Source organism: Psychromonas sp. (genome assembly GCF_983033635.1).
In genome coordinates this window covers 625-10,840 of record NZ_CEZLMY010000118.1, presented here as the reverse complement: position 1 = coordinate 10,840, position 10,216 = coordinate 625, and the positions used below count along the sequence as shown (strand labels likewise).

Annotated in this window: 5 protein-coding genes; 3 read left to right on the top strand and 2 right to left on the bottom strand. The window is 35.8% G+C overall.

All coding sequences use genetic code 11. The features are described from left to right. Window positions 1-341 precede the first annotated feature (341 nt). The 3 genes from AC4GME_RS13585 to AC4GME_RS13575 all read left to right on the top strand — a co-directional run bounded on the left by AC4GME_RS13585 (window position 342) and on the right by AC4GME_RS13575 (window position 4,501). Window positions 342-599, top strand: coding sequence for a hypothetical protein (locus AC4GME_RS13585; RefSeq protein WP_490379583.1), 258 nt, complete (start codon window positions 342-344; stop codon window positions 597-599). 454 nt (window positions 600-1,053) lie between these two features. After that, the gene (locus AC4GME_RS13580) at window positions 1,054-2,085 is read left to right on the top strand and encodes a polyamine ABC transporter substrate-binding protein (RefSeq protein ID WP_490379582.1); all 1,032 of its coding nucleotides are present in this window, start codon (window positions 1,054-1,056) and stop codon (window positions 2,083-2,085) included. A gap of 67 nt (window positions 2,086-2,152) precedes the next feature. Next, complete coding sequence (locus AC4GME_RS13575; RefSeq protein WP_490379581.1) at window positions 2,153-4,501, top strand: putative bifunctional diguanylate cyclase/phosphodiesterase; 2,349 nt, start codon at window positions 2,153-2,155, stop codon at window positions 4,499-4,501. Window positions 4,502-4,542: 41 nt separating this feature from the next. Here AC4GME_RS13575 and AC4GME_RS13570 read toward each other — a convergent pair whose 3' ends face one another. Beyond that, window positions 4,543-8,514: a translocation/assembly module TamB domain-containing protein gene (locus tag AC4GME_RS13570; protein WP_490379580.1), complete on the bottom strand. Its 3,972-nt coding sequence runs from the start codon at window positions 8,512-8,514 to the stop codon at window positions 4,543-4,545. Next, window positions 8,511-10,216: autotransporter assembly complex protein TamA (locus tag AC4GME_RS13565; RefSeq protein WP_490379579.1), on the bottom strand; the 1,706-nt coding region annotated here is incomplete at its 5' end. The genes AC4GME_RS13565 and AC4GME_RS13570, both read right to left, overlap by 4 nt.

Here is a 10,216-nt window from a genome sequence, read left to right as displayed (position 1 = left end):
ATTAATTACAGTTAATTTTATCTTGGTAACTTACTTGATTTGGTTAATTACCTTAGCTGTTCATAACCAACTTAAATAACTGGTCAACGCTATTAAACTTCACTTAGCTATCTAATAAACACTTCTAGTTTTTACTTCTAATATCTGCAATATTGATTGGCGCGGATAAATTAATTATATATATATTGCTTTATCTGCTGTGAGCTAGCTCCAACTGCAATGACTTTAATTTGCCATTAAGTACATTTAACTCACCGAAAACGTGACATTATATTTTTATGGTGTAATATATATCATAAGGTCAAATTACAATAAACAGCCCAGTTATATGAGGTGAGTAAATGCCTATTTACAAACTATACCCAACTCTTAGTGATGATTTTTATTTCGAAAATATAGTTGATGACTTACCAGACTCTAGCGTTTTGGTGATCATTACACAGACTAATAATGAAGCGTGGCTACAAAATCCAGATATAATTAGAAAAATCACTTTCCATAAAATACTGGATAATTACAACTTGGAATGTCGTGGCTTAGGAGCATCTGAATATGCTCCTCAATATTATGCTCTTGTATACCGAAAAAACGCGACATAATCTAAATCAACTAAAAAAACACATAGAAATAGAATTATTGACAGGTAAAGTAAACTGCCAGCAAGCGTATAATGCGCACCTATCTTAAATACTAGATTAGTGAGTAAACTTTACTTACATCTTAAAACTCGCCTACAAAAATTCACTTTGTTCAAACAACGTTATATTAGTTTATATATAGCTATTGTTTATTCTTATGAAGAATAATTTTCTATTATATTCTAATTGCTTGCGGCGCTTACTTTTACTACTGTATAATCATTCACTTACCACCTTTTCATCAATATAACCTAGTATTTGTGATAGTTTCTCGTATTTTTAAAAATTCCAAACTAAAATGTTAAGTAAATCAGATCACTTCTTAAGCTCTTGATTGATCTGTTTTGAAACAACTTAAGTTCGTATTAATATTTTATTTTTTAGTTGTTTTCACTGCGCTTTTCAAGGATTTTTTGTGAAATATACCTTACTTAGCCTATTATGTTTTTTACTAATTTCACCGCTAGCGGCTCAAGAAATTAAGATTTACACATGGGAAAATTTCCTCTCTGATGCGGTAATCAAAGCATTTACGAAAAAAACAGGTCATACCGTTAAGCAATATTTCTATGATAGTGAAGTTGATCGTAATGCTATTTTGATGAATGGTCAGGGAGCAAAATACGATCTAATCATTGTTGATAATGCTACAACACTCCGCTATGGAAAACTAAAGGTACTGCTTCCCTTAGATTCTATTCATTTAGATAATGTACAGTTTAATGATCAACAATCGCTGCAAGCTTGTGGGAAATATGGCATTCCCTATGCCAAAGGCACTATGGGGATTATTCATCGTACTTCTATTTCGAAAACAAAAATCGATTCTTGGAATGACCTTCTAATGCCCCCTAATGAGCATATTGGTACAACAATGATGATTAAGGATGATATCGATACAATTGCAATTGCCCTGCTGGCTCAAGGTCTCGATCCCTTTACTCGTGATAGAGAACAACTAAAGTCTGCATATTCATTACTAAAAAACCAGTCAAAATACCTTATGAAATATGGCTACCCTATCACCTATACCAATGAGTTAGGAAAATCATCCAAACTCTCACTTGCTGCAGTTTATTCGGGGGATTTATATAATATAAAGAAAAGTACCGGCCAAGATGATTGGGAATATGTTGTTCCTAAAGAGGGAACGTTATTTTATGTAGATTGTTTTACGGCCCCTTCCGCTAGTGTTTTAAAAGAGGGAACTAAAGCATTTCTTGCGTTTATTAATGAGCCATCGGTTGCCTATCAAAACGCGGAAGATGTGTGGTTTTCTACAACAAATAAAGCGGCCCAGTTATTGGCCAGTGATAAATATAAAAACGATAGTGAAATTTCGCCTGATGCAAAGACACTGCAGCGCAGTCATAGCTACACACAGCTTTCTAAAGACGATATTGTAATTCGCAATCGAATTGTTTCAATACTGAGAACCCCAGAGTAGTTGAATTATGAAGCTTGGAAAAAAAATAAGATATATTATATTGCCAGTGATTGTTATGGTTTCCACCATGGTTTCTTCTGTTTATTATGATGTTTATAAAAATCAAATTATAGAAAACAAAATTGACTCACTTGATGATCGTATTCAAACCCTGTTATTGCGAGCCAAGTACGATCTGACATATTCGAAAAGCTATTTAAGACAGAAAATTGATAGTAAAGAAGCATCTCTTATCTTTAATGCCCAGGAACGTGGCGATCAACTGCCTGCACCATATGTTACGCAGTTCCTTAATCGATTTATTGATAAAGAAAGTGGTTCAAACAACATCGGGCGTATTGTTAATGATTTTGTTATTTATGACTCTAATAGTGAATTAATTATTCATGTTAATACGCAAGACCCCTTCGCTGAGCCAATTTTAAAAAAACAAACTAAAACAATCTTAGATAAGGTTAATGATAAAAGTCATCACAGTGAAAAAACATCTCAGTATTACTATTTTCTTGATGATACTAAAAACAAACAATTTAATATGATTCAGGTTTTTTCACCATATCAACTAACATCCAAGTCATTTTATGACCAAAATGATGATATCTACCTGGTACAGGCAGAAGTGAATATCGATTTTATCAGTGTTGAAATTGGGCGTCTGATTAACGAGCATCACGGCTACTTCGCATCCAAATTTACAGATAAAAACATTATGACTGACAAATTATCAGTCAGCAGCACTCCTTTTCAACTAAATGAGAAAGGCTTTTATGAAGGCAGTTTTGGCTCTGCATTGTTTGAAATTATATTAACGCTAGATGAAAACTATTTTGCAGAGAATTTAAATACTATTCTTGTTAAGCTTTTATTCCTGAATGTCGTACTGATGACAATAAGTTATCTGATCCTTGTGCGAATAATCGACAAGCAAATTATATTACCCATAACCACTCTGGCTAAAAGTGTAAAAGAAGTTGAAGCTTCATTGGTTGTCGATCTTAAACCATTAACTACTAACGATGAAGTTTCTGATTTAAATGAAAGTTATATTTCACTCATTAATAAAATAAATAACCTCGCAAATAATGATCCACTGACAGGCCTTTCAAACAGGGGAAGCTTTAACGAAAAGTTGTCATCCGTAATTGTTACAAATGAAAAAAGTGAAACCTATATTGCGCTATTTTTTATCGATTTGGATAATTTTAAATATGTAAATGATAATTTCGGACATGATACAGGAGATCGCTTACTAGTCGTTTTTAGCCAGAGGTTAAGACAAACGCTAAGAGCAGATGACCGTTTTATCAGTAGCGATATGATTAATAGCATTGCCCGTCTTGGTGGGGACGAATTTGTTATTTTAATGAATGGATTGCCATCAGTGGACGCTATAAAGAGCATTGGCCAACGCATTTGCGATTTATTTAAAAATGGTTTTACCATTGATAACGATAAATTTGATGTTCATGCAAGCATTGGCATCGCCTATTCCAATGACAATGTAAACAACGGTGAGACATTATTAAATCAAGCTGATGACGCAATGTATTTAGCTAAAAGAGATGGGAAAAATAACTTTAAGCTTTTTTCATCCGAGATTGAAGAGAAAATGCGTAATGAAAAAATCATCGAGAGTGAATTAATTGAAGCATTAAGCAATAATAAATTATTCTTAGTCTTCATGCCCGCCTATACAACTTCGACACTCGAGCTAAAAGGATATGAGGTTCTGTTAAGATGCCCTGCCCTTATGGATATTGATATTGGGCCTGATGTTTTTATTCCGATAGCTGAAAAAACCGATCTTATTTTAAGTGTTGATTTGTGGGTTGCTGAAAATGCGTTAATTAAGCTTAAAGAGATTGTCGAAACAACTGGATTTGATGGTTTTTTCTCGATCAACGTCTCATCTAAGTCACTAAGAAATGATAACTTTTATACTCGTTTAAAAGAACTTATCAAAAAATACAGTGTAAATGTTAAACAGATAGAGCTTGAGATAACTGAAACATGTTTGATGCCTGATGATCATCAAGCAGTAATCAGTCTTAATCAACTTAAGTCATTAGGAGTTCGGGTCGCGATTGATGACTTCGGTACTGGATATACATCATTCAGTCAATTAGTTAATTATCCCTTAGATACATTAAAAATAGATCGTTCATTTGTTAAAAATTTGCGTGATACACCTATCGGAAAAAAACCGACAATAGATATTATTTTTGAGCTGGCAAAAGTATATCAGCTTGAAGTTATTGTCGAGGGAGTTGAAACTAAAGCGGATTTTGAGCATATCAAAACACTCGGTTGCGATATTGTGCAGGGTTTCTATTTCACATTGCCTCGAACATGGCAAGAAGTGCTTGATGGATGCTGTCTCTTAGAGAAAATATTTGAAAGCGAGGATGATAACTAAGTGTTAAATAACCACCATTGAGATCCTCTGGGAGCGAATAGCTATTCCCAATCAAACTCATAATAAGCGTCAATTGCCTGGTATAAACCGCTTGATGCTTCAATATAAAAACGCTCAAACATCTCGTAACGAATGGCTAATATTGAAAAACTATCAAACACACCAACGCCATAACTTAACTCGATACCTGGTGCAATAGATCCACTTACACCAACAGACTGCTCATCGCCACTGCCACTTGAAGAAAGAGACAAATCTTTAATACCAACCTGATTACCAATATCGTTCATTACACCAGATGTTTTATCTGCTCCCATATCAATTAACATACCGGCAATTTGGCTGTTTCCCTGGTTATCTGAGCTGGCTTGTAACGATTTACCACGGGTAATGTAAGATAAAGCATCTTGTTGCGCCATGGCCGGATCAGAGAATATAACCAGTGATAACTGATCAGGCGTGCCTGTTACACGCACACCAGCTGTTACATTGTCTTCTATTTTATCGGGATCACGTATCGCTTCGATAGAAATATAGGGAGATTCAGGTGCCCCTTGAAAAACAATTCGACTTTTTTGTAAAACAAGTTGTTGAGCCAATGCCCTATAACTGCCGTCCACAAGGTTTAATTCACCATGTATGGTTAGATTTTGATCAAACGCTTTACGTATCAGCATATTGCCATTTATTTTGGTATTTAATCCTAAAGCTTCAACCTCCAGTCGTTCACCGAGTTCGACTTGTAAATCAATTTCAATAGGCAATGTCGTTGCATCTTTTGGAGCTTCAATATCAACGACAATAATATCTTTCGAGGGAGAAACAGCACCTTCAGGTAGCTCTTTTACTGTTATTTTTCCCTTGTTAACCACGATAGTACCGTTTAATTTCACATGTTCTGCAATCAGCAAATGCAGATCGGGGCTAACCAAAAAATCAATTTTGTCATAATCATAGATAGTCATCTTGTCTGCAAAAAAATGAACATCTCCTTCTAATTTATTATTCCAACTAATTGAACCTTTAATATTGGCTCGACCAGTTACATTCTGATCCGCAAGCGGCTCGGTTATATTTTCGCTTTCATTTTCATTAATGATCGTTCTGCCCACTGTTTTAATAGAGCTATCCAAGATACTAATAGCGTCATGAATAATGGTTTTCCGCATGACATTTTCTTCAATATCGCTATCATTTGTTTGGCCGGTATAAAATTCCCCATCGACCGTTGCAGTGCTGTTATTCACTGTGATAGAAGTATTTAATCTCTTGATCTGAACGGGCGCACTAACGGCTGTAATTGTCGTATCATTAATATTTATCTGTCCATTTACAATCGGATTTTTTAATGGCCCATTAATAGATAATTCACTTTGTAACTGCCCTGCAAGTTTTTCAAGCTCAGGAACCAGTACAGTGAAAGGGGAAAAGTCAGGAAGCTCTATATTAACTGAGAGATTCAGATCTGGTGTGCTTTTATAGGGAAACAATTGCCCTTCAATTTTTGCATCAATTAAATTTTGCGAATAAATAGTTGCTGACAAATGACTACTTTCCTTATTACTACTGAGCTTTAGATTAAATTTCTCCATCGGATAAATAAAAAGCCCTTGCTCAGTTTGCTCAAGGTTAACTTTTATGGCCATATCATTTGAGAATACATTAATATCAAAGTGCGGTTTTTCAATCTGATCCCACTTTATTTGTGCATTAGCAGAAAGCGCTCCCGCAATTTTAAACTCATCAGGTAATACAGGATCAAGGCTCGACAGTAAATAGGAATCAATCGCAAGGATAACTTCACCTGCTTTGCCGATATCTGATTTTTTAAAGCATAATTGTCCGCTATTGTCATTTTGCTTGTTTGATGACAGCCAACAATGTGGGGTTAACTGCACATTCTCATTTTCAGCAATTATATCAATCGGTTTATTCAAGGTTAACTGCTGATATGGGAAGTCGATGCTGGCGGCACTTAATGTACTTAACCATCTTTTATTATCTTGAACAATTTGAAATTGCAGATCTGTTGAGATAAGTTCGCTGATTACTGATAAATCAATTTGGTGGTGCTCGGCTGTATCTGAACTGCTAATATTTTCTATAGTGATATCAATATTATCAATTATCTGCTGCGCAACAGTTAGTTCCTTAGCCGCAAGTTGTAAAGAAAGTTGCGGTCTATCCGATGCAATCGCAAAACCATTAAGTTGAAAAGAGTTTAATGCGCTTGTCTGATAACTTAGCAACTCTCCTTGCAGATTAGATTTTATTTTTAGCGCACTGTTTGGCCCTTGCAGTTCAACTTCGCCGTTAATTTTTCCAGTACTATCGAGTAGTGCATGGCTTAAATCAACAATATTCAGTTTAATAGCTAAATCATTTTGCTCTGCAAGTCGGCCATTTATAATGAATTCATTTTCTGCGTTATTAACAACAACTTCTTGAAAAGAGATACCCTGTTTATCATCGCCGGAGATAACACCGCTAACAGTAAATGGGCGCGTTAAAAACTCACCGTAAATATCCATCTCTGGAATGGCAAACATCCAAGAAGGTGGATTTTGTTGCTCCAATGTAACGGCTACGTTTTGTTTAATTAGCCCTGAAAAGTTACCTGTATATTGTGTATTTAATTGCGCTAAATCGATTTTATCAATAGCTAACTCACCTTGCCATTTTATTGCATCTTGCCAATTTAATAAGCCGCTTAAGTTCACTGAACCATCTAAAGTGTTAACGATCAGCTGTTCAAGATTCAGATGCTGTAGATCCCCTTTTGCTGCTAAAGAGAGTTCTCCTGCAGGTATATTTTCGATGTTGTAGACAGTATCTATTTTAATACGGTAATCAGAGATATCTCCGCTGCTTTGCAGTGCACCATTTGCGGATGAGTATTGCGCTTTTCCTGTTAATGGCCAGCGTAATTGCTGCCAATTTAACGTTAATATATATGGCAGGTTTTCTTTAAATAAATTAATTTCTGAGTTTAACTGCATTGACAGTTTATTAGACAAAAGTAGTTCAGTTTTTAATTGTGATAAATCACCAGAACTTTTAAGTTGGTAAACTTGCCCTGACAATAGTTCCGCTGGTTGCAGTTGTTTAATTGCTTTTAGCTGCCCTTTTAATTGCATATTTAAAGGGTATCGACCGGTAAAATTAACAGCGCCATCTAACTGCAACTCTGTTTCAACTGAATCTAAAGCAAAAGATTGAATCGTTAATTTTGAATGTATAAAGCTAAACTGGCTGGATAACGAATTAAGTTCAAACAAGTTTTTATCACCCTGTTTAAGGGTGAAATTACGGATATCAAAGGGGTCAATATATAGATTCAGGGGTAAAATAATTTCAGGTAAAACATGTAGTGAAAGCAATGCGGGTTTTGAAGTTGGCAGTTTACTATCGTCAGTCGATTTTTTTACTGGCGTTTCAGTTGCTTCACTTTCAGGTAAGCTCACCAGTAAACCATCAATAACAGTTTTTAAGGTGAGATCACTTTTGTTTGCATACGCTTGTAAATGTAATTCATTTAAATCGACCGATAAATCACCTAACGCAAAATGAATCTGTTTTAAATTAATCCCCTCTATCTCAACGTCTACAGGGAATTCGAAGCTGCTGACGGCTGTACTTTCAGTCGTTTTTTCTGCGTCTGATTCAGCACTTTCAGTAATAACAATTTGTGCATTGCTAATATTAAGATTTTTTAAACATACTTTATTAAATAAACAGGACCAGTCAAAAACATAACTTGCAGAATCTATCTCTATCTTAGCTTGTTGATCATGCCAGCTGATCTGGGAATAAGTGGGTGAATTAAAAAGGCTACCTTGCTCAAGCACAATAGAAAAACGCGGTTCAATTTGTTTGGCGAGACTAATCACCACTTGATTTCCTGAATGACTAAACAGCAGCAGGCTAGCAAGCAATAAAATAAAAAAGGTAAAGCTGAAAACTAAGATAGTTGTTAGTTTTGTCAAACTTAATATTTTCGACTTCAAACTCATAATTCAGGACCAATCATAAAATGAAATGCGATCGAATTAGCGGGATCGGTAAAAGGTTTAGCCAGATAAAATCTAATTGGGCCGACAGGGGATGACCATACCGCCCCTAAACCCGCACTGGTTGAAATATCCTCAGAAAAATCATCGGTTGCGGTACCGGCATCAGCAAATAAAGCAATTTTCCAATTTTCTGCAACAGGAAAACGGTATTCTAAACTGGCTACCGCTAAGTATAGCCCCCCTACTAAATAACCTTGATTATCGGTTGGGGCAATACTTTCATAATCGTATCCTCTGACACTTTGATCTCCCCCGGTAAAAAAACGCATTGATGAAGGTACATTATAAATTGAGTCAGTATAGATAGCGCCTAGTTCACTACCCGCAACAAATTGATGTCCATTAAAACTTCGTAAAAATTTTGCGTGCCCATAAACTTTAACCAGATCATCACTTGAATACCACGCTTCATTGGACGCTTCCAGAGAGAGCAACTGTTTATCCCCCCAGGATGCATTGATACCACCTCGATTGCGGGTACGACTAAAGCTAATACCAGGGATAATTAACTGCGTTGTAAAATCTTGTTGTCCCTGCCGACCGAACTCGTAGTCATATTTGATAAACAAGGTGCGTAACCATTTATTTGATAAACGCCAATGGCGGTTTAAACCGACAAGGTACTGAGTGGTATCTGTATCATTTTGATTAACCATTTTGTAACCCGTTTGAATTGAAAGATAGTCATAAAGTGGATCATCAAGGGGGATTTTATAGGTTAACGAAGCCTCTTGTGTAGGTATTGAAGCAACTAAATTACCTTCAACAGAGTGCCCGTGATCATTTACCCAAGGACGTACCCAACGAAATTTTCCGCGCACACCTTCGTCAGTGCTGTAACCCAGTCCTACATTAAAGGAGTCTTGCGGGCGCATATTGGCAATAACATTCAATGGGATCTGTAATCCTTGTTTGCCTTTAATATCGGGTAATATTGTGATGCTTTTGAAATAACCAGTTTCATTTATATCGGCATTAAATTTACTTAATATTTTAGATTCAAAAGGATCACCCGTTTTAAAGTTTTTTAATGAACGGATATATTTTTCAGCAGGAATATCAGTGTCAAAAACCAATTCACCAAATTGGTAACGAACTCCGGTATTAAACCAAAGGTAAACTATCGCACTATTATTTTGCGAGGTGACTTCAACCAATGCTTTGTCATATTGTGCATCAAAATAACCGCGCCTTCGTGCAAGGCTTTTTAAACTGCTTTTCGCTGCCTCGTAATGCCCATGGTGCAAAACATCATTTAATTTAAGAGAAAAGTCAGCAAGCAATATTTTAAATTGCGGATCACTTTGCCCCTCTCCGGTTAATTTAACGCTCAGTTCTGTTATATGAGTTTGCTCACCCGGGCTGATATTTAAGATAACAAGTTGCTTCCCTCGCTCACCTGATACCGCCATTTTCATCTTTACCTGGTAATAACCTAATGCAGTCAAAGCCTCACGTGTTGATTCTTCAACTTGTTTTAAATAAGTTTCATCATCAGCATCGTGAGGTTCACTTAAGGCAGCTAAAAACACCGAAATGTTACTATTCGCGGAATCATCAACTCCATTAATTGTAAAATCAATTCCTGCAAAAACTGTTGCATGAAAAAAAATAATTAACAGTAAAAAAGAAAGTTTACAAA

Excerpts from the sequence above, each read along its gene's own strand:
- AC4GME_RS13585 (WP_490379583.1), top strand. The coding sequence starts at position 342 with ATGCCTATTTACAAACTATACCCAACTCTTAGTGATGATTTTTATTTC.
- AC4GME_RS13575 (WP_490379581.1), top strand. The coding sequence starts at position 2,153 with ATGGTTTCTTCTGTTTATTATGATGTTTATAAAAATCAAATTATAGAA.
- AC4GME_RS13570 (WP_490379580.1), bottom strand. The coding sequence starts at position 8,514 with ATGAGTTTGAAGTCGAAAATATTAAGTTTGACAAAACTAACAACTATC.